This is a genomic window from Sorangiineae bacterium MSr12523, from assembly GCA_037157775.1.
Classification (GTDB): Bacteria; Myxococcota_A; Polyangia; order Polyangiales; family Polyangiaceae; genus Pendulispora; species Pendulispora brunnea.
On sequence record CP089982.1, the window covers coordinates 1644115 to 1665252 of the forward strand.

Genomic DNA, 21138 nt, shown 5'->3' on the forward strand with positions numbered 1-21138 from the left:
CCTTTCTCCTGTGAAGTTAACTCATTTGAATGAGAATTTTTGGACGCGCACGTCCCGGGGTCGCCAATGCGTTGAAGGCGTCCTTCATACGAGCTCGGGGAAAGATCTCGTGGATTAGCGGCTGCAGGCACACGTGCCCCGACACAACGTTGCGCAGCAATTCTTGCCAGGAGTTCACTCCGGAGAGAACGGCGTGGACCGAAACATTGTTGATCACCAGCTCGGAGACGGGATAACCATCAACTGGCGCGTGTGGAGTACCCACTTGGGCCAGGCGCGCACCGGGGCCGCACAGCCATGCTGCTTGTCGCGTTCCCGCAGCAGAGCCAGACGCTTCGATGACCACGCTGAACGCGTGCAGGGGCGCGGAGGCGGGTGGCACGGCTTCGTGCGCTCCCAGTTCGAGTGCGAGCTGTCGAAGCACGGCCGATGGCTCCACGACACAAACCCGAGCTCCGAGCGCGACGGCCAACTGGAGCACCGTCAGTCCGAGTGTGCCTGCCCCCACCACGGCGACGCGATCGTTCGAGCTCACGGTGGCACGTTGAATAGCATGCACGGCGGCCGAGCATGGCTCCAACAATGCTGCCTCTGCGTCGCCAAGCGTATCGGGAATGGCAGTGAGTGTATTGGCTGGGGCGAGGAGAAACGTGGAAGCCGCGCCCGGCATGGCTCCCAATACGCCGATTTCACTGCGGCGTGGGCAGTAGAGCCATTGCTCGGCCGCGCACCGTTCGCACGAGCCGCACGGCCTGAAATTGTGGCCGGCCACGCGGGCGCCCGGCATCAGGCTGGTGACGTCCCCCGCGGTGGACACGACTTGGCCGCTCCACTCGTGTCCGAAGACGAAGGGGTACGCCTTTGCCCCATCGCGGATGTAGTTGCTGGTTCCGTCGAAGAAGGCAAGGTCGGTTCCGCATAATCCAAGGTACTTCACCTCGATGAGGCAGTGTCCGGGGGCCAATTGGGGCACGGCTTGTCGCCGTTCGGAGACCTCTCCTGGAGCCTCGAGGACGTGCACGAGCATATCCGAACTCATGATCCGTGCCCTCCTGACAATTGCGGCTGGCGCTGGCTTTCCGGAATTACGCCGTGACCGATCAGCGGCGGAGTTGGCGTGCCCAAGCGCATCATCGGTCGCTCGACGAGCGAATGCAGGAGCCATGCGCCGAAGAGCGACGCCACAAGCTCCGCTCCAATGATCGCGACGTTGGCCGCCGCGCCGAAATAAGCGTCTCGTCCAAGGAGCATTCGAACTCCGGTGAGTACGAGGCCATGAACCATGTAGAACGCAAACGACAGCTCGCCCAGACGCACGATGAAGGGATGGCTCAGAAATGCCGTCCTGCGTTCGATATCTGCGGTGGCCGCGGCGGCGATGAGAAGCGAAAGTGGAATTACGGTGACGGCAGCCAAGCTATAGAGCCATGGCGACAGCGAGGCTACCACGTAGCTCGCCCCAGCCAGCAGCGCCGCGCCACGGAGACCGAGTCGAATCCAGCGGCCTGACATCACGATGCGCGCGACCACGATACCCATGACGAACTCAAGGGTCCGTGTCACGGGTAGGAAGTATACGAACCAGAATTGCCATACGCCTGCGGGCGAAGCCTCGGGGAGCGGCGGATTGACCGGCAAGCAATGGCTTCCAATGACCGCGATGGCAAAAACCGCGGCACCCATGGCAAACAACCCCAGCCAGAGCCGATTCTCGGGTATCTTTTTCACCAAAGGTAAGAGGAACGGAAAAAGGAAATAGAAGAATGCTTCGCTGCACAGCGACCAGCTCGGAATGTTGATGCTGAGAAACGATTCGTAGCGCGGCACCCAGGCATGGAGAAGCAGCAGGTTTGCCATCCATGTCACGGGGGCCGCTGCCGAGCCGCCGACGAAAAGCATGGCAACCAGCCATGTGGCAATGTGGTTTGGGTAAATTTTTAGGAGTCTTCGCCACCAGAAAACGAAAATATTCGAAACGGGTCGGGAGGACCAGGTGAGCACGAAGCCGCTGAGGACGAAAAAGAAGGCGACGCCGATTCGCCCACATTCCGCCACGACAGAACCAAATAGGTGAAGCTGCGACTTACTCGCCAGGAATGTCCATGCAGGTGTTGTGCAAGAGACATGAAAGATGAATACGAGCAGTGCGGAAAGGAAACGCAAGCCGGTAAGCGACGGCAGCTGCTTGGGCCTCGCCTCTGCGAAAGTTGATGCATGGGCCATAGTGACCTCCAGAAAAGAAGAATTGAAATAAGACGGCGCGAGCCGCGCCTCGCGTACCTGGATGTGAGAAAGTCACAGCCCCCTGCGTGAAGGCGCCGTGGCAGGTCATTCAGGCAGCGATTGCGCGCTCGGGTGTGGGTTCGAGAGGGCTTCCTTCCACGAAGAGCCCAAAGCAAGCATCAAGCTGAACAAGGCAACTGCCGCGGCCATGATCAAGACGAACCGCAGGCCCCAGCCGAGATCGATGACTTGACCGCCGATCCAGGCACCGAGGCCGTTGCCGAGGTTGAAGGCTGAAACGTTGATGGAAAGCGCGAGAGTAGGGGCTTCCAGCGAAATGGACTGAATCCGCGATTGCAGCGAGGGAATGATTGAGAATCCGGTAAGCCCGAAGAGAAACAGTGCGCACCCGGCGCCGAGTGGCGTGGTGCTAGCCGCCCAGAAGGTCGTGAGGACGACACTCAGCGAGCCAAGCGTTACGATCACCCCTCGTCTTGGATTCCCGTCGGCCATGTGGCCGCCGAGAAAATTGCCAATTACCGCGCCAACTCCGCAGAGAATCAACAGCCCGGGAATCGCCGACGCTTCGAAATGCGCGACGTCGCGAAGAAGCGGCACGACGTAGGTGGACGCGGTGAAGACGGCCGCTTGTGCGAGGACGGTGGTCAGAACGACCACGTGCATGGAGGGACGGCGAAAGATGCGTAGCTCATTCTTCAGATTCGCGGAGCCACCTCCAGCAACAGGGGACGCCGGCATGAGGCGCGCGAGCAGAAACATGGTCATCGCGGCGCCTAGGACGACGGCCAAGAATGTAAAACGCCACCCCACGCGCTGGCCGAGCAGCGTTCCCAGGGGGGCTCCCAGCGCATTGGCGAGATTGAATCCCAGCGCGATTTTGGCCATTGCCGAGGCCTGTTTCTCTTGTGGTGCCGTTGCGGCAGCGGAGTGGAACGCCTCGGCGGTGAAGGTGCCGTGGCTCAAGGAAGTAAACAGCCGAGCGAGCAAGAGTGTTCGATATCCCGGTGCGAGCATCGATGCGACATTTCCCAGGAGAAAGACGCCCATCAATGCAATAACGAGGCTTTTGCGTGGCCAACGTGACGTCCACAATGTGATGAGCGGGCCAAGGACGGAGACACCCAACGCGTAGGCCGTGACCAGTTGTCCGGCAGACGGGAGTGACACGCCCAGATCACTGGAAACTTCGGGGAGCAAACCGGATATGACGATTTCCGCCGTCCCTACGCAGAAAACCCCCAACATCAGTGCAAATAGCATGTGGCGTATCTACGTGGAGGGAGGTGACGCGGAAGGGAAGACGAGCTCGAACATGCCGTTGGGGCACGTGGACACAGAGACCCCACGCAAGTCATGGACGCGCCGGAGGCCGGCTGTCACGTGGCCATCATGATGTCCTACCACCACCACTTCCGCGCCGGTCGCGCGTGCGGCGAGGAGCCCGGCTTCGGCGTCCTCGAAGATGATCGTGGAACTCGCCGACACCGAGAGTGCGGCCGCGGCCGAAAGATAGCCTTCCGGATGGGGCTTTCCTCGGGCGACGTCTTCTGCGGTGATCACCACTTCCGGCATGGGAAGGCTGGCTGCTGCCATCCGGCGGGCTGCGAGCTCGCGGCCCGCCGACGTAACGATGGCCCAACGGTTTGCTGGCAATTTCGCGAGCAACTCCGCGGCTCCTGGCACCGCGACAATCCCTTCCACGTCGGCGACTTCCTCTGCCTCCAAGCGCGCTGTCTCTTTCGCGAGATCCACGCCCGGTGGCGCGTGCTGCGCCACGGTTTCGCCGGTGCGTCGACCGTGCGACGTGGCGAGGATCGCCTCCGGCGCTAGCCCAAATCGTGCTGCGAAGCGGCGCCATGTGCGTTCGACCACGACGGTCGAATCCACGAGCGTTCCGTCCATGTCGAACAACAAGGCGTCGGCGGTCAAACGAGTCATGAAGGCTCCTGGGTTAGTTTCTTTGCCAAGTTGCGTGCTGCTTGAATATCGGTCACGAGTTGCGTGGTGCCTTCTGTGCGGTAATCGTTTTCCAATACAACCGCACCAATTCGAAATCCACTCTTCGCCAGGACATCGAGGCATGCGACTGCGCTGCCCGGGCTTTCATGCTCTTTGAAATGAATCTGGTCCGCGATCCTGGCGCCGACGGTTGCAAGCAGGGTTTGTACGTCGATTTTTGCCTGTACCAAGTTGCCCGTGTCGAAAATGAGTCGAAACGCATGAGAGCCCACGCCAGAGACCAGTTCCGCGGCGGCTTTGGGAGCGAGGACGTTTTCATTGGCGAGAAGCAGGTCCCGCTCTTCCGCATGGCCACACGCCCAGGCCAGTAGGTCGATCGTTCGCCGGCGGGTCTCGGTATCGGTCATGGCGCTACGGCGAAAGCTTGGTATGAAAGCGAGTGGCGCGTTCAAGTTGTATGCGGCGTCCAGGAGGCGTAGCACTACGCTTTGCACTTCGGCCACGCGGTCTGCCAGGTGAAAGCCAATGTCGTTCAGGCAGTTTGCGGTGACCGCTAGTAGTTCGATCCCGGCGTTCTTGGCGGCGGCGCGCAGGGCCCGCCACCGTGCAGGCATATCCAACCTCGGTCCGCGCCCCGTGCCTCCCAGATCGACCTGAAGTCCGTCGACCTCCAGCCGTGCGGCGAGATCGACGGCATCGACACCCGCCACTGGCAGTTTCCATTCGGCAAGGCCGACCAATACGGTTTCAGGCATGATGCGCGCTCCGGCTCTGTGACACAGGGATTGCAGTTCGAACCGAGTGCCAGTCTCCGGATCCATCGACGACTAGGCTTTCGCCGTTCATGTCGTTGCAGCGTGTGCGCAAAATCTCCAGGGCTACGTGGCGGAAGCAATCGGGCGTTTGGTAGCTGCGAAAATCGAAGTCGCTCGCGCGCCTGCGGCGGATGCCAGGGGTGTCCACCATACCGGATGGCAACAGTTGAACGATGCGCAGCTGCGAGGGGTCTTCTTCGGCTGCAAGCGAAGCGAGGAGCGATGCTCCAGCGGCCTTCGTGGCCGCGTATCCCGAGCGCCCCGGGCCGGCGTTGAATACGACTTCCGAGGAAACGCCCACGAATACCCCAGGTTGCGCGCTTCGCAGGGCTGGCAGCGAGGTCGATAACGTCAGCCATAGACCGTGCAAGTTGACGTCGATCTGTCTGCGCCACTCGGCTTCTGCCGTTTCGCCCAAGCTGCACCGGCGCTCCCCGTAGAACACGGCGGAGAAGCACACGAAGTCGAGCGGCTTCGCGGCCGCTTGCAGGAGCCGCGTTCGCGCAGCCGTGGGCTCGCTGAGGTCGAGGGCGGCCCATTTCAGCTTTTCTGCCGCTGGACCCACGGGAGCCGTGCGGCTGAGAACGAGTACCCGTGCGCCTGCGGACGCCCATGCGTCGGCAATACCACGCCCAATTCCGGTGGAGCCACCGACGACCAGGGCACGACAATTGGAAAATTCGGACATTACGATGCTTCCTCGATATGTGACGATGGGAATCGCACCGCCAGCTTAATGAGCCGGCGGCCGTCGACGACACGCTCCTGACACTGTGCAAGATGGGTCATGATGCGCGCCGCATCGTGCAGATCCACCACGTGGGTTACCAGATTGCGATAATGGTCTGGATGAGCGACGAGCTCCTCTGCTGCCCATCGAAGGTGGTCATTGGAAACACCGCGATGGCCCGTGACGTGAACACGTCCACTCCGTCGGAGCGCTCGCGTTTCGATGTTGGGTCGGAGGGGCCTTCCCGCGCAGTTGGACGCTCGCAGTGCGGTGAGGTCCAGGCCCGGAAGATACCTGCTCGCCGCACCTGCAGGGAGCCCTCCAACGACGTCGATGACCACGTCACCGATGGCAGTGCGCAACACCTCGTCCAACCTCGACAGCGTTTGGTCGCGAGGCGTGGCGATCAAAACGGCGGTAGGGCCGTCCGCGAATGCAATCCGCGGGTCGAATGGACCTATGCAGGATACATCGATGCCGAGGGCGTGCGCTCCGCTGAAGCGGAGCCCCGCTTCGGTGTGGTGCACGAGAATGGTGCGGAGGCCAGCGCGATGGGCACAGCGCACGGCGAGATGCCCTATCGTGCCGTCGCCGATCGCAAGTAGTGTACGCGGTTTGAACTCTTGGAGGATGGAGAGCGCGTAGTGTGCAGCGGCAAGCGGCTCGATGAGGGTCGCCAACTCCGTTGCTGGCGCGTGAGGGGCTAGCAGCACCAGGCCATCGGACACCGCGGACTCGGGAATCAGAACCATCTCCTGCAATAACCCATCGACGTTGTGACCCAGGAGGAAACCGGCGTTCGTCGGGTGCGTGGGATTGACCAGCACCCGCGCTCCAGGGGCAAACCGCGCATCGGCACGCGCACCTCTGGCCAGCACGCGGCCAACACCTTCGTGGCCGATCACCGAAGCGCGTTCGGCTCGCAGTCCTCGCAATATTTGGATATCCGTACCGCATAGACCGGCATTCTCCGGTGCGATGAGCAGCTCGCCATCTCCGACCGCCGGTGCTTCGCGCGTTGCAACGACAACGCGCGTCCCGGTACGAACCAAAGCACGATAGATCATCGCCGGGCGCTCTTTCTCTGTAATACCGCAAGGCCGGCGCCGATGAGATTGTTCGCGCTACCTTGGCCGCAAACCACGATGCGCGCAAGAGGCCACGGCCGCCCTAATTCCGACGTCAAATAGAGTGATTGCCGCTCGAGCTGACCGAGCACTGCGCGGACATAGTGCTCGGATAGTGCGTTGGCGACACCCCCCGCGAGGGCAACGATATCCATCTCCGGGTCGACGCACAGTGCAGTGCGCAGGATCGTTGCGATGGGGGACGTTGCAGTCTCGAGTAGCTCGCCGGCCAGTGCATCGCTCGCGTCGAGCGCCGCGCGAAATGCCCGTTCGAATGGTATGCCGTGACTCACGTGTACGCTCAGCAGCGATGCATTCCACCGTTCGGGCGACCGTCGTTCCAGTAGGTCGGCGAGGCGTCGAATCCCTGGGCCGGAGGAGAACGCTGACACGTGATTCGGCTGGCCACAATCGCAGAGCAGTACCGCGGGAGAACCTGCGAGCGTTGCGCTCGCGGGGAGGTGGCCAATCTCTCCTTGCAACCCCAGCTCATCGACGGGAATGGCCCCTGTGCGTCTATCAATGATGCGGCACGCGATGCCCGTGCTGATCGTCACTAAGAGCACTTTGCGTGCGTTCTCGCAAAGTGCTGTCGATTCAACGTGAAGTAACGCGGCCGTAACATCGTTCACGACGGTCCATTCGACATCGGGTCGATGGGTGGAGAGCGCGCCCGCGAGATCGTATCGATCGACGAGAGGACCCCAGAGTGGCGCGGAGGCATATACCGTGCTGTTACGGTGATCGAGCGCCGCGCCAAATGACACCCCGGCGACGTGTACATCCTGGGGCACGGAATCGCATATTTCTCGTACCAAGCGCTGTCGCAGCTCGGCCACCTTTACTCCGGGATTTCGATGGACACTCGGGGAAATACTCTCTCGGAGATCCCGGAGCGGCTCTCCTGGACACCATTGGGCACTACGTAAATATGTCCCTCCGACGTCGACGACCGCAATGGGAGCACTCATGTGTACTCGTCATGTAGCCTTCGCAGGTCGTCCACTGCATTGGCGATCTCCTCATGAGCGACGTCGTTGACGAAAACGACGTCGCCGATACCGATGGGCAGCGGCAGTCGCTGGAGCCCATCACGATGACGGATCGTGTCCTCGAGCGCCTTGAACAACAGATTCGGCTGCAGAATCGGGTTCCAGCGCGGCAACTCCAGTGACCGCATGACGCTGAAAATGCGTTCTCGCTCTTCGTCGTTTACGGATCCCCTGCGATGGGCGAGCACGGTCGTGATTGCCATGTCGAGGCAGACGGCTTCACCGTGAAGCAGCTCCGGCAACGCATTCATTTCGATAGTAGGGCTGAAGGTGTGGCCATAGTCCACGCATCGTTCCAACTTCGCTTCCCACAGGTTCGGTTGCAGTTCTTCGAGCATGCCGTGAATGGCACGCCGAAGCACCAGACCCGCGGCATGCCGGCCGGCGGACGATGCTCCTTGAAGCTTTTCGTCGAGCAGCACCCTACCGTGATCCTCCAACGACTCGAACAGTTGCCGGTCTTTGATGAGCGCTATTTTCAGGACCTCGGCTAGGCCGTTGCTGATATGCCTTCGCTCCAACGTGGAAAGAAAGGACACGTCGAGCAACGTTAGATCGGCCGGAAAATAGGTGCCCAATCGATTCTTGTGGCCATTGAAATTCACGCCGGTTTTCGCCCCCACCCCAGCGTCGACCAGGCCGATCAGCGTAGTCGGAACGCGCACGAACGGTGTCCCGCGGCGATACAGGCTGCCCACCAAGCCGACAATGTCCATCAACACACCGCCGCCGATGACGATGATGGGCTCGTTTCGCCGAGATATACCGAAAGCGTCAAGCTGTTCGGCAATCTTCGCGGCCGTAGAGAAATCCTTGGCTGATTCGTCGGCGCAAATCACGCAGAGCCTATATTCAACGTCGTGATGATCGAGATATCGGCGGATGCGTTCGCCATGGCATCGATCGACATTTTCGTCCACGACCACGAAACGTCGCCCCGCTTTGGTCGAGCCAGTCGAAACGAGCTCTGAATTGTTCGGGTCGAACAGGTTTTCGCAGATGCGGATTTCGTAGCTGACGGGTTTTACCGTTCTCAAAAGCCAGGAATCGGGTAACGTACTGTAAGTATATAAGCCCGTTTCGTCGCCGGTACCTGTCGTGCGGAGTACTCGATAATTGCCAGACGCCGATTCGTGCGATCTTTCTAAGACGGAATTGTAACCGGTGCCGATCATGGTTGCGTCACTTCGCTCCTAAGTAGTTTACTGCTACCCTTGAGACGGCTCGTGCAGGGGGGGCCTGAGGTCTCCCGCGTGTAAGATGCGCGTGCGAGAGGCCGCATTTAGCCTCGGATGCCACACGGCTTCTCCGCCGGTCTCCGCGTTCTCTCGAGTGAAAGTAGATAATCTTTCTGATGCAAGCGTCAAGGTCTTGCTACGGGTTTGTTTGTTTGGAATTGCGTTTATTTGACGCAACAATGGTGTGAGTCGTGCGAGCTCCTGTGTGACTTTGAGATAAGTTTGTTCTGGCTGATGTTGTTTTCGCTCATTCCCGGCCATGATGCCTTAAACAACACGAATTCATTATTGAGATTTTGCGACCGCGTCGCTCGCCAGAGACGTGCAAAATTAAGTGTGTTGCTGTGTCTAGTTTGATTTGGCGCGCCGTGGAATAGAGGATTTGTTTGAAAATGCGACCAATTTCGCTTTGTTTCGTTGTGTTTCGTGAGCGCGAAATGATGGTGCAAGGTTTTCTGGGCAACATTTGACCGTTTCGGTCGACGTTCGTTGTAGGTGCCGAGTGGGTCGTAATGACAACTTGGCGTCTACTGTTGAGCGCCTGCTTGCCGGGAGGAATAACCCTCCGACCTGCTATTTCACGCGCGACGGCCGCGGGTCGAATCCGAGTTCGCGATTCAGTTGCACGTCGAAGGCGCCGGCTTGGGGGTTGCCCGGCCAAGTGACTTTGAGGGTTTCTCGGTCGTGGTTGGACGAGCCATAATCGGGTAAGACGAATCCGATGGTTGCGGCGGAGCGGCCCTCGACGAGGATGTTGCCGTGTGCGGGGTAGCTTCGCTCGAAGACGTGACCGCGGCCGTCTTCGACACGCACCGTGAGGCTCATTTCCACGCTGCGCCAAGGGGCGGCGGGCGCGTAGGGCAGGGGAGCGGCGGGCACCATGGATCCCAGGGTGGCCGATGCGCGGACGTGCAGCCCGGCGATGTCGCCTTCGGTGGTGCCTCGCGTTTGGCCGCCAGGTTCGACGGTGTCGCGCCACTGCAATGGAATATCGAGTTCGAGCCGGGGATTGGGATTGTTTCCCGGTTTTCGCAGCCATGCGAGGACGCTCAGTTTGACGTGGACCGGTACGCTGTATCCCTCCGGCAGCGAAGTGTCGATGCCCGCCGCGAGGAGCGGGGCCATGGTCGGCACGGGCTTGCCCGAGGCAATATCTCGGGCGATGGACAGTGCGCGTTCCAGGTATGTGCGCGGCGTGCCTGCGCGGCCAGTCAAGATGGACTGCGGATCGGCACTCATCATGGCGTCCGTGATCAAGGACTTGCCATTCTCGTTCGACGGCGCCTTGACGTCGAGTCGTGCCGCCGACGCGGGGATCTCCACCGCGCCGAATCCGCTTTCGCCGTCTCGAACTTTATCGACGAAGCGCGTGAGTCCCGGGTCGGCGCGCAAATGAAGCTTCCCGTACCAGCCCGATAGGCCATTGGGGACCGCGACCATGGGAATGAACTCGCTGACGACGAGCTCGCGAAAGACTCCTTCGTACCGAATGGCGAAGTCTTTGGCATCGGGCTCCTCTTCGCGCACGGCGTCCTGCGCGGCCTCGCCCAGTGCGTGCACGTTGGCCGGCACCGGCGGAATCGACGATGGCCTCACCGACATGCCGCCCCACATGCACCCGCTTGTCTTGGCCGTGTTCGCATCGAGAACCACCACGCGGCAGTGGGCGGGCTCGATCTTTCGGTACCAAACCGTGAAATGGTGCGCCGGAATGCCAACCCGCTCGAGCGCAAAATAGCTGCGGAACAATCCGAGCCGTTCGGCGGAGGCCGGGCTCGGCCCCGCGTCCAAGCCCAAGACCGCCGCAGGCCGTATCGGCACGGTGTCCACGATGGCCGCTTGCGGAGTTCGGGACCGATGGCCCGCGCATGCCGCGAGAATCACGGCCAGCGCGGTGCCTACAAGACCAGCTTTCGTCATTCCAGAAAAGAATCGAGGTTCAGGACAGACTCACGCGCACCAAGCCCAGGGCGTGCATCGCGATGTCGAACGACACGACGCCGTCTTTGTGCTCGAACGGGAGCTCCCGATCGACGGCGCGCTCCGTGGGCTCGGAAAAGAGAACCTTGGTGGGCACCTTTCCCTCGTCCGGAATCGACACGCGGAAGGTCGAATTCTGCTCCGAATAGGGCCCGCCGCCATTGACTCCGCTGGTGGCGCCCAATCCGAACATGTTTGCGCACACGAGCACGATGCCGTCCGGCGCCCGGCGCAGATCCAGCAAAAGCTCCTTGGGTCCGGTGGTAGCCACCTGCGCGTTCGCGGCTGCCGCGACATTGGCGAATTGGGTGAGGAGCGCCGGATTCGTCGATTGGAAATAATCCCGTCCTGCGCGCGACGAGACGTAAACCACTTTGCCTTTGCCGCTGGCATTCGTGACCCACGAGGCCTCGCCCGCCGGCAGCCCGAGCGTCGAGCCCAAGGCCGGCTGGCTGCGGACGGTGCCGTTTTCGTCGTAGGTGCCGCCGTCGTTGCCCGTTACGAGCACGGTGCCGCCTTGGGTCACGAAGGCCTGAATCGCCTGGAGCACGTCGTTCGAAAGCGAGACGGCGCTGGGAATCGCCAAAAGCTTGTATCCTGCAAGTGCAGCCGCCGTGACGCCTGCAACCGGCACCACGTCGAACGGAACGTGGGCATGAAGCAGCGCTTTGCACGTGCCGCGGTAGTCGGCCAAATACTGCGTGGTGAGCGACGAGTCCTGCTCTTCGCTGGACCACCAAAGGCTATCGACGGAGTTGAGCGAGGCGTAGAGGCCGACGCCCGAGTTGCGATCGAGAAAGTCGCGGCTGGCCGAGGAAAAGAGCACGGCGGCGTGGTTGGCGCCAGGCAGGATGTACAAATCTTGTTGCCGCGTCATCCAATCGTACATGCGCTGGCGGAAGCCATTGCCGACGGTGGTGCACATGAGCGGGATCTTCGTCTCGTACGGATTGTTGCGCGTGGCAATGGCCAATGCCATCACGCGCTCGGCGTCGTCCTCGTTGTAGCCGTAGCTGAAGATCCACGAGGGGCGCCCGAACGACGCGCCGGTTCCATGGCGCATCATCACGGCCATGCAGTTCCAGTCGTCGGCGGTGGCTCCGCGCATCGCTTGGCCGTCGCTCACCGCGTCGACCTCCCAAACGCGCACCAGATCGCCCGGCTTGGCGTGAGCGCCATCGAGCCCTTGGATGGTCCCGCCGTTGTAGTCCATGGTGACGGTTTCGATGATGCATTCGGCGGCGGGCTTGGTCGCCTTGATGGCTTGGAGAATCCGTTGTTCGAATTCCCAAATGAGCTGGTGGCGCCAGATCACCCAGCGACGAAACTCGGGGCTCTCCCAATTGACCTCGGCGGGCAGGGTCATGCCCGTGTCCTTGAGGAACTTGTCGCGGCATGCGGCGTTGGTGCACGGCCAATTGCCTTCGATGTCCGACAAAAGCGGGACGTCGCCCCACAGGCCATCGAGGCGGCTGGACACGAGGCGTTTGACCCGGCCCAGGAAGTAATCGACGTAGCCGCTGGCGGGGCACATCCACGCGCTTTCGACGCCGGGATCGACCCAGAAGACGCGTCCTCCGCCACCGACGAACATGTTCGGCTTGCCGTCGATGCTGATTTGCATCCAATCGGGATGCTCTTTGCTCATCACGTGCTCGGCGGTGGCCGCCTCGGCGCTGAGCACTTCGAGCGTGGGGTAATAGGCGACGCAGCGCATGCCGCGCAAATGGCAGCCGTAGGCCACGAGATCGAGCACGGCGAGCTGCTCGTCGAACTGCGAATCGGTCAGGTACGCCGAGAGATCGCTGTCGGCTTCGACCACGTTCACGCCGGAGGCGGCAAGGACATCGAGTTGCTCGCGCAGTTCCCAAGGCTTCGCATCGACCGCGACCTCGAATCCGGCGGTGCGCGCATCGCGCAACCACTGCTCCGGCGGCTCTTTGGTCGGCCCATCGGGCTCGATGCCGCCGTACGGGGTTCCGGTGGGCAGGCACGCCGTAAAGCCTGGGGTGAGCCCCACGGCAAACGCCGCGGCACCGAGCCGCAGGAAATCGCGGCGGGCCAGCGCGGGCGGGGCAGGCGAATCGCCGGGGAGCCAGATGGGGGAAGGAACTCGGGAGCGGGGGCGACGAAGAGGGCGTCGAGGTGGCGACATCGGAAGCGCAGCGTAACGCAACATTCGATGGCTTGTCCCAGTCTGGTGAGCCCGTGGCAGTCGAGCAGCGGCAGCGGGACAATCCCGGCAAGGCCGGCGCCCTAGTCCGCCCACATTTGCGATGATCGCAGGAGGTTGTGGCGATCCTTGCTTTCTGAACCGCACATCGCGCCGGCCCCGCCGGTCTGGTCCCGCTGCCGCCGTCCTCGCATAGCAGAGACGCTGGAGCTGTTTCGTATCACCGACCGTCGCGTCGGAGGTAACTCGCGGGCGGTCGCTGCCTTTTTTTAGGCTCAGCAGATGGGGCAGTCGTCAGAGTTTGTGCCAGCCCAAAATGCCTTGGCGGGCGAAGACCGCGAGGGCGCGCCCGAGGACCGTGTCGGCGGGGACGAAGCCGAAATCGCGTCCGTCGTGGCTGTTGCCGCGGTTGTCGCCCATGACGAGGAGTTGTCCGGGCGGCACCACGGTCTCGGGCAACTCGCTGCCGCCGAGCGATCCGAGGGGGTGCACGTGCCCATCCAGCGATTCCTCGAGCTGGCCGTCGTCCTTGCTCATCGTAGGTTGGGGTACGTCGTCGATGCTGATGACGCCATCGTGCACGGCCACGCGATCGCCACCGACGGCAACGACACGCTTGAGGAGCACGGTGCCGTTCTCGGGGGAGTCGAGCACCACCACGTCGCCGCGGGAGGGGGCGTGAAAGCTGACCATTTTCGCGTGGGTGAGCGGCATGCGCAGTCCGTAGGCCATCTTCGAGACCAGGATGTGATCTCCGGTGTGGATGGTGGGTTCCATGGAGCCGCTTGGCACGTGGTAGTGGTCCGCGAACGACGAGCGGGTCACGAAGACCAGGCCTGCCGCCGCCAACACCGAAACGCCATCGCGCAGAAACCGGAAGGGCCGAGGCCAAAGGCTCATGACCCCGGAGACCGGCGGTCCAGTCGGTTTATTCCCGCCGGGGCCTGGATCCTGGATCATCCAACCCGGATCGCGTGGATCCCACACCATCGGTCCGGACAAGGCCCATCGGGCCTCCAAAGGCCCGCGACGCGTCGCGAAACACGCGACGAATCGCGAGGATTTCTCGTAATTTTTCGTATGGTAACGTTCCCATATCGTGGCCTTGGGCTTGCTCTACGTGGTGGGAAGCAACTCGACACACAATCCCCCCATTTTCTTAGCTGCCCCGATTTCGAGGGAGCGAAAGGAGCACGGATGAAGGCTTTGAAATTCTCGTCGTTGGCCGTGGTGGCGTTGGCCGTGGGCTCCGTTCTCGCGGGCTGCAGCAGTGATGTGCGGGACGAGCCGACCGTCGGCGATGGCTTCAACGGGATGGAGGAGGAGCTCCTTGCCGGCGAACTCGCGAGCCCCGTTTCGGATGAGGACATCGCCGACCCCAGTCTGGCCGACGACGGGACGGACGTTCCCGATACCGCCGACACCCAAGCCGCCGATGCCGACGATCTTTCGGTGCAGGCCGCGCAAACCGCGAATGGCGCCATCGGTTGGTACAAGGCCCGAACGGGGAGCAAAGCCTATGAAGGCTATTGCGAAAAGGCCGCACGCCTCGCGTGGAATCGCAAGACGCGCCACCCCTCGGCCATCGACCATTGGCGTTCGGGCGACGGCGCAAAACACTCGGGCAAGGCGCCAAAGGGTGCATTCGTCTTCTGGAACACCAGCCAATACGGTCACGTGGCCGTGGCCGATGGCGCGGGCGGCGCCTGGTCGACGAGCGTGGGCCACAAGATTGGGCACGTCAAGTCGGTGAGCTATTTCCGTAATTACCTCGGCTGGAAATACGGCAACAGCAATTGATCGGGGGTGCCGCGGCGCGGTAGCTTGCGCATTCCGCAAATGCGCCGCCGCTTACCTTTTTTTCTCGCTGCACTGCTTTACACGTTCACGCTGACCGCGCCGGGATTCGCTCAGGTTGCGGGGCAGGTCGGCGGGGTGCCCGGCCCCGATGCCGTGTACCTCAATGACAACAATGTGATTCGCGGGACTTTGACCGAGGTCGTCGTCGGCGATCACGTGACCATTCAGCTGCAAAATGGTCAAACGGCGCGCATCGTATGGAGTTACGTGGCGCGCATCGATCGCAATGGCGTTCCGCAATCGATGGTGGCTACCCCCACGCCGCCGGTGTTTGCGCCGGCGGCGCCGCCGCCCGCTCCCTCGTTGGGGTCGGCGACGGTGTTCATCGAGGGGGCCAATGTCACGTTGGAGCAACTCAATGGCTCGAAGTGGGTGCGCGTTTGCGAGGCCCCGTGCGGAAAGAGCCTTTCGCTCGATTCGACCTATCAGATTACCGGCGACGGTATCCGCAGTTCGCGCGGTTTCTCGCTGCGCGGCAACGCGGGTGAGCGCGTCGTGCTGGACGTGGCGCCCGCGTCGAGTGGATCGTACGTCGCCGGTATCGTTCTTCTCAGCGTGGGCATTCCGCTGCTGCTCATCGGGCCCTATGTTTTAGCCGCCGCCAAAGCCGTCGAGACCGGGTCAAGCACCAATACGACCGCGGGCCAGGCCACCGGCTGGGCCATGCTCGGCGCCGGCGCCGTCGGCACCGTGATGGGGTTGATCCTGTTCTTCAGCAATACGCACACCGGGGTGGACCAACGTGTGGACCCCGCCGCTGGGAAAGCTGCCGACGCGGGCAAGCGTCTCCCCATTTGGACCGACCTCGCGAGCAGCCGGCCAAGCGTGGTGGCGGGGAGTACGCCGTTCCTGTTTCCCGTGTTCGAGCAGCGGTTCTAGTCCGCGGGAGAAGAAGAAACCGCCAGGGCGCCAAAAGAGAGGCGCCAGGATCGCCAGGTGAACCAACAATAAACCCTTAAATTTTTGGGGGGGATCAATTGTTGGTTCAGTTGGCGATCCTGGCGCCCTTTGGCGTCTTGGCGGTTTCCTTCTTCTGTTCGCGGATCGTGCTCGCCCATTCGTGCGTAGGCGCCTATTCGCCGGGGTGGTATTCGCGTTCGGTGTGGCCTTGCAATTGGGGGCGGTAGAAGTAAACGTCGCGGAGGGCGCCGGTCGCGTAGCGGGCGGATTGGTCGTTGAAATGGGGGGAGCTCGGGTCTCCCTTCTGGCCGCCGACGGAGATGGCTCGCGCGCGGACTTGATCGCCGAACTCGACGACCGCGACGAAGCTGTTGCCGGATGCGCCATACCACTTTTTCGTGCCTGGGTAGGCGCGTGCACCGAACGATGCGAGCGAGCCCCATCGGCCGGATGCAAAGCCAATGGGCATGCTCGGCGCATTGTCGTCGAACGATTGCACGATGTCCGCGGTGCGGCGCTGCAGGCGATTGATATCGCCCCATGGCGTTTGCCACGTGCCGAAATCGGCCTTGAGCTTGTCGACCGCCGCGCCCAACGAATCGAGCCGCTGCTGGGCCGATGCCTTCGTCTCCATGTACTCGTAAATCGTGACCTCGGCCTTTTGCGCATCGGAGGTGACGCGCTGCCAGAAATCCTCGCCCCAGAAGAGCGCGAGCGACGTGGCGATCGACGTGAGTGACCAGCGCCGATCCCAGGTGTGCAGGGCCGCGATGGGCTCGGCCAACTTGGTTTTGCGCGGATCGCTGGCCGGCAAGGCGTCGTACGCTTTGAAGAGATCGGGAAGCAGCCGATCGAACTCGGGTAGCTGGCTGTCGAAGGCCACGGCCGTGAGGGAATCCAACGTGAAGTCCTTCTTGTCGCGAAGCACCGCGACGGCATGCAGACCCCGTGGATTCTCCACGTTGCGGTCCACGTAACTCGGATAGTCGGATGCCTTGGGGCTGTTCGTGCCTGCGGCCGAGTAAGGCCAATTGTTCGTATTTTGAATCCAGCCATTCGGCGGATTCAGCACGTTCGGCGCTTCGTCGACGCCGTGCACCCCTTGCCATTCCGTGGCGGGATTGCTCCCGTCGACCGGTTTGCGCCAGTCGAACGCCGGATCACGCTTCGGGATGAAGTTCGCATGAAAGTAAGCAATGTTGCCGTCTGCGTCCGCAAATACCGTATTGTTCGACGAGTTGGTGTGGAGTTCCAGCGTCTCCTTGAAAGTCTGGAGATTTCGCGCCTTGGTGCGCGAATACGACTGCATCAGCGCCTTCATGGGCTCTTGCATCAATCGAACGCTCACCCACTTCTTTCCCTGCTCGCTCTCCATTTCCCGGACGATCGGGCCGTGGTGCGTGCGGTAGATGGTGAACTCCTTTTGCGCCGTTCCGGTCGGCGTTTTGTAGGGGACGGTGATGGTGCGTACCGTCAACGGGCGATCTTCAGCGCCATAGCGGTAGTGAAGCTTCCCGTCTTTCTGGGCTACCGTTTCGGCGTACTCGTCGATGCAATCCACCCCGCTGGAGGTGTGCATCCAGCCGGCGCGCTCGTTGAATCCCTGGTAGACGAAGAACTGCCCCCAGGTCACCGCACCGTAGGCGTTGAGCCCTTGCTCGCTCACCATTTGGAGCTCGGCCCGGAAGAAGAAGGTCGTGTGCGGATTGATCCAGAGCAGCGCATGTTTCGAGGCGCTGTTCGAAGGCGAAATGGCAAAGCCATTGGATCCCTTCGGCTCCTGAGGGCGCTGCTCTTCGATTGTCTTCTCCGGGACCGCGGCTGGCGCCGTGGCGGGCTTTCCATAGAATGCCTCGAGCTGCGGCAATGAAATCCGTTCGACGTCGCCGCCGATGCTCCCCTCGCTGAAGGTGAGGGCCATCCAAGGCTCGAACCGCTGGATCACGCGTGGTTTTACCTGCGGATGCTGCCGCAGGTAGAAATTCAGCCCCGCGGCGTACGCATCCATGAGCGCGCGAAGCCACTCCGGGCTTGCGCGGTACTGCGCCTTCATGTCCTCGGGGTCGATGAACAGCTTCATGCGCAGGTCACGGTAAATTTCCGCCTCGCCTTCCGCCTCGGCCAAGCGTCCCATGGCGTTGAGGTAGTTCGTCTCGACGCGGTTGAAGTCGTCTTCGGCCTGCGCGTACATCATGCCGAAAACTGCGTCCGCGTCGCTCTTCCCATAGACATGCGCGATGCCCCAGTCGTCGCGCACGATGGTGACGTTTTGGGCTTGCTGCTGCCACGACGTGAGCTCCTCGTTCGCAAGGGGCTTCGGGTTGTTGCACCCACTGCAACCTGCAACCAATGGCAACGCGAGAAGAAGCTTCTTCATGGGCGGCGCATTGTAGCCCAATGGCCTCCACGCAGTGCGTCAGTTCGATCCGGCTCGCGGTCGTTATGCGGCGTCGTCCGTGGCGGGTTGGCCGACGTAGTGCAGTTGCTTCGACACGTAGTCGGTCAGTCGTTGCATGTAGGGCAGTAGCAAAAGGCGGGCGCGCTGGGTTGGCATCCAGATGTAACCGTACAAAGGATGGCCGGAGGCGCCGCGGTGCAATTTGGTGTCGAAGGCGCCGGTGCCGACCCAGACGCGGCGGCAGCCCAGTTCGTAGGCGCGTTTGATCGGTTCGTAGAAGACCAAATTGAAATAGATGCCATCGGCCTTGTCGATGGGGCGGCGGCCGACGCGGTATACCGTCAAGTCGCCCTTCTTGTCGTGGAAGTACGTCGAGAAACCCAGAAATTCGCCGTCGTGGTGGGCGACCAAGGCCTCGGCGCGGTCGCCGAGGTGGTGCTCCAGGGATTCCCAAAAGGCCGGCGGGTGGCCGAAGTGATCGCCGTATTGTGAATAGAGTGCCTCGTAGCTCTCGGTCATCTCCGAGGACAAGGCCGCCCAATTCGAGGTGCGGCCCACGGTGACGCCCGTGCGTTGCGGCGCCTTGATTTCGCGCTGCAGCTTACCGCGTTTGCGGCGACGTGGTGGTTGCGCGGCGATGTAATCCTCGATGCGTTTGCCCGAGAGCGGAATGTACATGTCGTACGTGAGAAAAAGCTCCGCCATGCCGCAGGCGCGTGCCGTCTCGCGCAGGGGCTCGTCTTCCTCGGGCACGCAGAAAAGGGCCAATGGCAAATTGCGCGCGCCGGCCACGTCTTTGAGCCGCTCGAGGACCTCCGTTTGCACGCGGCGCCTTTCCGAGGCCACCATGGGCGTGGTGGGAATGCCGCCGCGGAAGGTGAGGGGACTCACTGCGATGACCCAGCCATCCGTGCGCACGCGCACCATGCGTAGGAGCTGACGGTAGAAGCCCAGCGCGCGCATCAACCAGCGAAGCTGCTCGGGGGTCACCTTGGTGGCGCGGCGCAGCTCGTCTTCCATGCCGGTGAAGAAGGCTTTTTCGAACGAGTTGACGAAACGAACCGACGGATGCACCGCGATGAAAAAGGGACAAACCGCGACGAGCTCCCCGTTCTGCCGCGCCACCACGTATTGAATACGCACGGTCTCGCCCACGAGGGGCCCGAGATCCAGCGCGTCGAGCAAGCGAAACCAATGCCGGCCGAGTGCAACATTCGCGTCCTCGGTCACCCGATCCAGCTCGGCGTCCGAGTACGAGGCCAGCGAGGAAACCACGTCCGTGTGCACGGTCATGCCGCTCTGACCAAAAAGAGGGGCGCGAGGGTGCCGTCTTGCTGCAGGTTGAGCATTTCCGAGGCCGAAAGGCGAACGAAGCATCCCTCCACCTCGGCCTCGTTCCAGAGGAATGGATTGCAATCCTCGTTTCGCTCGGTGAATACGAGCTTGCCGTCGTGCACGGATGGATAGGTGGCCCGCCCGGGGTAAATGCGTTCCTGCACGACGTGCGCGCTCCCCAGCGCCCGTGAAAGGGCCGTTTCCCACGTTCCCTCATCGCACTGCCACCCCAACACGACGCCTTTGCCACCTTCGACGTTGGTCGGCTTCAAGGCGAATCGTTCGCGATGCTTCGCGATGAACGGCAGCAAATCGACCTGGTTGCCGTCGTACTCGGTGCGGCCTTCTTCGATGACGCGCGTCCATGGCACGTGGCGCACGACGGCCTCCCGCACCTCGGGCTCCAAGGTGGCGACGATTTCGGGATCGGTGAGGAGCGCAAAGAGCGCCTTGTTGCCGCGCGCGGTGGTGAGTGCGAATGACCCGAGGAAATACGACGAGCCCTCGCGGATGGCGCGCCACAAGGGATGCGACATGGGAAAGGCGCGCAGAAAATCGGGATAATCGAGATAGGTGATGCAATCGATGGCAAAATCGCCCGAGTAAAGGCGCCCGTTTCGGTATTCCACCGATTCCGGCTCGAGCAGGCGCACGGCGAGGTTGGCCTCCATGGCGGCCTGCATCATGAAAATATGCTCGGACCACACCTGGTTGATGTCGCTCGAAAATGCACCGCCCGATGCCACGACCCCCACGTTGGGAAGGCCGGTGCCTCCGCGCTGGCGGTGCGCGCGCACGCACGCGGGAACGAAGCGCTGCTCCGTCTCGATGTAGTGCGTGCGATAGCGCTTGCGAAACTCCGCCATGATGGGCAGCTCGTCGAAAAGCTGCCCAATGCGATGCATGAGGTGCGGTCCCGCCGGAATGGAATTGTATTCGAGGAATCGGACGATACCGTCCTTCCCCGTAAAGCCATCGAGGCGCGCATAAGGCTCGACCGGCTTTGCCTCGAGGGTGACCCGTTCGTCCTCGTCCGGCGTGAGCCGCAAGCGACGTCGCAGGGTCGCATCTTCGATGATCCGCTGGCCGAGCGTGACCACCGCGCGCTGCACGAGGGAGGCGGCGCGCTGCAAGGAGGCATAGGCCTCGGGATCCATGAAATAAGGCCGAAGGCACGAAGCAATCGGCTTACCGTAGCTGCGAAGCTGCCGCTCCTTGCCCCCTTGCGTCACCAGCTCGTAGGTGGATTCCCAATGCCCGTCGTTCAGCAGCTCATGATAATGAGCAACCGCCTCCGAGGGCGCGCCAGCTTGGCCTTGGGCCATCG

Annotated in this window: 17 protein-coding genes; 2 read left to right on the plus strand and 15 right to left on the minus strand. The window is 62.1% G+C overall.

From position 1 onward, the window contains the following. Positions 1-16: 16 nt before the first annotated feature. The 12 genes from LZC95_06475 to lepB all read right to left on the minus strand — a co-directional run bounded on the left by LZC95_06475 (position 17) and on the right by lepB (position 14218). Positions 17-1039 (minus strand): alcohol dehydrogenase catalytic domain-containing protein, encoded by a 1023-nt coding sequence (locus LZC95_06475; protein WXA96484.1) that lies wholly within the window; start codon positions 1037-1039, stop codon positions 17-19. After that, positions 1036-2223 carry an acyltransferase gene (locus tag LZC95_06480; GenBank protein WXA96485.1) on the minus strand — a complete coding sequence of 396 codons (1188 nt, stop codon included), beginning with the start codon at positions 2221-2223 and terminating at the stop codon, positions 1036-1038. Before LZC95_06480 ends, LZC95_06475 begins: the two co-directional genes overlap by 4 nt. Before the next feature lie 105 nt (positions 2224-2328). Beyond that, positions 2329-3489: an MFS transporter gene (locus LZC95_06485; GenBank protein WXB00302.1), complete on the minus strand. Its 1161-nt coding sequence runs from the start codon at positions 3487-3489 to the stop codon at positions 2329-2331. A 24-nt stretch (positions 3490-3513) separates the two neighbouring features. Then, on the minus strand, positions 3514-4182 hold the full coding sequence (locus tag LZC95_06490; protein ID WXA96486.1) for an HAD-IA family hydrolase: 669 nt from the start codon (positions 4180-4182) through the stop codon (positions 3514-3516). Beyond that, the gene (locus LZC95_06495) at positions 4179-4958 is read right to left on the minus strand and encodes a sugar phosphate isomerase/epimerase (protein WXA96487.1); all 780 of its coding nucleotides are present in this window, start codon (positions 4956-4958) and stop codon (positions 4179-4181) included. Before LZC95_06495 ends, LZC95_06490 begins: the two co-directional genes overlap by 4 nt. After that, a complete protein-coding gene (locus LZC95_06500) occupies positions 4951-5706 on the minus strand; it encodes an SDR family oxidoreductase (protein WXA96488.1) in 756 nt (251 codons plus the stop codon). Before LZC95_06500 ends, LZC95_06495 begins: the two co-directional genes overlap by 8 nt. Beyond that, positions 5706-6815: a medium chain dehydrogenase/reductase family protein gene (locus LZC95_06505; protein ID WXA96489.1), complete on the minus strand. Its 1110-nt coding sequence runs from the start codon at positions 6813-6815 to the stop codon at positions 5706-5708. The genes LZC95_06500 and LZC95_06505 overlap by 1 nt, the downstream gene beginning before the upstream one ends. After that, on the minus strand, positions 6812-7846 hold the full coding sequence (locus LZC95_06510) for an ROK family protein (protein WXA96490.1): 1035 nt from the start codon (positions 7844-7846) through the stop codon (positions 6812-6814). The genes LZC95_06505 and LZC95_06510 overlap by 4 nt, the downstream gene beginning before the upstream one ends. Further along, the gene (locus LZC95_06515; protein WXA96491.1) at positions 7843-9102 is read right to left on the minus strand and encodes a sedoheptulose 7-phosphate cyclase; all 1260 of its coding nucleotides are present in this window, start codon (positions 9100-9102) and stop codon (positions 7843-7845) included. The genes LZC95_06510 and LZC95_06515 overlap by 4 nt, the downstream gene beginning before the upstream one ends. 636 nt (positions 9103-9738) lie before the next feature. Further along, positions 9739-11085, minus strand: a complete 1347-nt coding sequence (locus tag LZC95_06520; GenBank protein WXA96492.1) for a hypothetical protein — start codon at positions 11083-11085, stop codon at positions 9739-9741. Positions 11086-11104: 19 nt separating this feature from the next. Next, positions 11105-13300, minus strand: a complete 2196-nt coding sequence (locus tag LZC95_06525) for a beta-galactosidase trimerization domain-containing protein (protein WXA96493.1) — start codon at positions 13298-13300, stop codon at positions 11105-11107. Between the two features lie 312 nt (positions 13301-13612). Continuing rightward, positions 13613-14218: a signal peptidase I gene (lepB, locus tag LZC95_06530; GenBank protein ID WXA96494.1), complete on the minus strand. Its 606-nt coding sequence runs from the start codon at positions 14216-14218 to the stop codon at positions 13613-13615. A 297-nt stretch (positions 14219-14515) separates the two neighbouring features. Here lepB and LZC95_06535 point away from each other — a divergent pair, with 297 nt between their 5' ends. Both LZC95_06535 and LZC95_06540 read left to right on the plus strand, forming a co-directional pair. Next, on the plus strand, positions 14516-15118 hold the full coding sequence (locus tag LZC95_06535) for a hypothetical protein (GenBank protein WXA96495.1): 603 nt from the start codon (positions 14516-14518) through the stop codon (positions 15116-15118). 39 nt (positions 15119-15157) lie between these two features. Next, on the plus strand, positions 15158-16057 hold the full coding sequence (locus LZC95_06540; GenBank protein WXA96496.1) for a hypothetical protein: 900 nt from the start codon (positions 15158-15160) through the stop codon (positions 16055-16057). 193 nt (positions 16058-16250) lie between these two features. Here the strand turns inward: LZC95_06540 and LZC95_06545 are convergent, their stop codons facing one another. The 3 genes from LZC95_06545 to LZC95_06555 form a co-directional block, all read right to left on the minus strand. Beyond that, on the minus strand, positions 16251-18455 hold the full coding sequence (locus LZC95_06545; protein ID WXA96497.1) for an acylase: 2205 nt from the start codon (positions 18453-18455) through the stop codon (positions 16251-16253). 63 nt (positions 18456-18518) lie between these two features. Beyond that, complete coding sequence (locus LZC95_06550) at positions 18519-19769, minus strand: GNAT family N-acetyltransferase (GenBank protein ID WXA96498.1); 1251 nt, start codon at positions 19767-19769, stop codon at positions 18519-18521. Further along, the gene (locus LZC95_06555) at positions 19766-21136 is read right to left on the minus strand and encodes a hypothetical protein (protein ID WXA96499.1); all 1371 of its coding nucleotides are present in this window, start codon (positions 21134-21136) and stop codon (positions 19766-19768) included. The genes LZC95_06550 and LZC95_06555 overlap by 4 nt, the downstream gene beginning before the upstream one ends. Positions 21137-21138 lie beyond the last annotated feature (2 nt).

Excerpts from the sequence above, each read along its gene's own strand:
- LZC95_06495 (WXA96487.1), bottom strand. The coding sequence starts at position 4,958 with ATGCCTGAAACCGTATTGGTCGGCCTTGCCGAATGGAAACTGCCAGTG.
- LZC95_06500 (WXA96488.1), bottom strand. The coding sequence starts at position 5,706 with ATGTCCGAATTTTCCAATTGTCGTGCCCTGGTCGTCGGTGGCTCCACC.
- LZC95_06535 (WXA96495.1), top strand. The coding sequence starts at position 14,516 with ATGAAGGCTTTGAAATTCTCGTCGTTGGCCGTGGTGGCGTTGGCCGTG.
- LZC95_06555 (WXA96499.1), bottom strand. The coding sequence starts at position 21,136 with ATGGCCCAAGGCCAAGCTGGCGCGCCCTCGGAGGCGGTTGCTCATTAT.
- LZC95_06480 (WXA96485.1), bottom strand. The coding sequence starts at position 2,223 with ATGGCCCATGCATCAACTTTCGCAGAGGCGAGGCCCAAGCAGCTGCCG.
- LZC95_06510 (WXA96490.1), bottom strand. The coding sequence starts at position 7,846 with ATGAGTGCTCCCATTGCGGTCGTCGACGTCGGAGGGACATATTTACGT.
- LZC95_06520 (WXA96492.1), bottom strand. The coding sequence starts at position 11,085 with ATGACGAAAGCTGGTCTTGTAGGCACCGCGCTGGCCGTGATTCTCGCG.
- LZC95_06505 (WXA96489.1), bottom strand. The coding sequence starts at position 6,815 with ATGATCTATCGTGCTTTGGTTCGTACCGGGACGCGCGTTGTCGTTGCA.
- lepB (WXA96494.1), bottom strand. The coding sequence starts at position 14,218 with ATGAGCCTTTGGCCTCGGCCCTTCCGGTTTCTGCGCGATGGCGTTTCG.
- LZC95_06525 (WXA96493.1), bottom strand. The coding sequence starts at position 13,300 with ATGTCGCCACCTCGACGCCCTCTTCGTCGCCCCCGCTCCCGAGTTCCT.
- LZC95_06475 (WXA96484.1), bottom strand. The coding sequence starts at position 1,039 with ATGAGTTCGGATATGCTCGTGCACGTCCTCGAGGCTCCAGGAGAGGTC.
- LZC95_06545 (WXA96497.1), bottom strand. The coding sequence starts at position 18,455 with ATGAAGAAGCTTCTTCTCGCGTTGCCATTGGTTGCAGGTTGCAGTGGG.
- LZC95_06540 (WXA96496.1), top strand. The coding sequence starts at position 15,158 with ATGCGCCGCCGCTTACCTTTTTTTCTCGCTGCACTGCTTTACACGTTC.
- LZC95_06515 (WXA96491.1), bottom strand. The coding sequence starts at position 9,102 with ATGATCGGCACCGGTTACAATTCCGTCTTAGAAAGATCGCACGAATCG.
- LZC95_06485 (WXB00302.1), bottom strand. The coding sequence starts at position 3,489 with ATGTTGGGGGTTTTCTGCGTAGGGACGGCGGAAATCGTCATATCCGGT.
- LZC95_06490 (WXA96486.1), bottom strand. The coding sequence starts at position 4,182 with ATGACTCGTTTGACCGCCGACGCCTTGTTGTTCGACATGGACGGAACG.
- LZC95_06550 (WXA96498.1), bottom strand. The coding sequence starts at position 19,769 with ATGACCGTGCACACGGACGTGGTTTCCTCGCTGGCCTCGTACTCGGAC.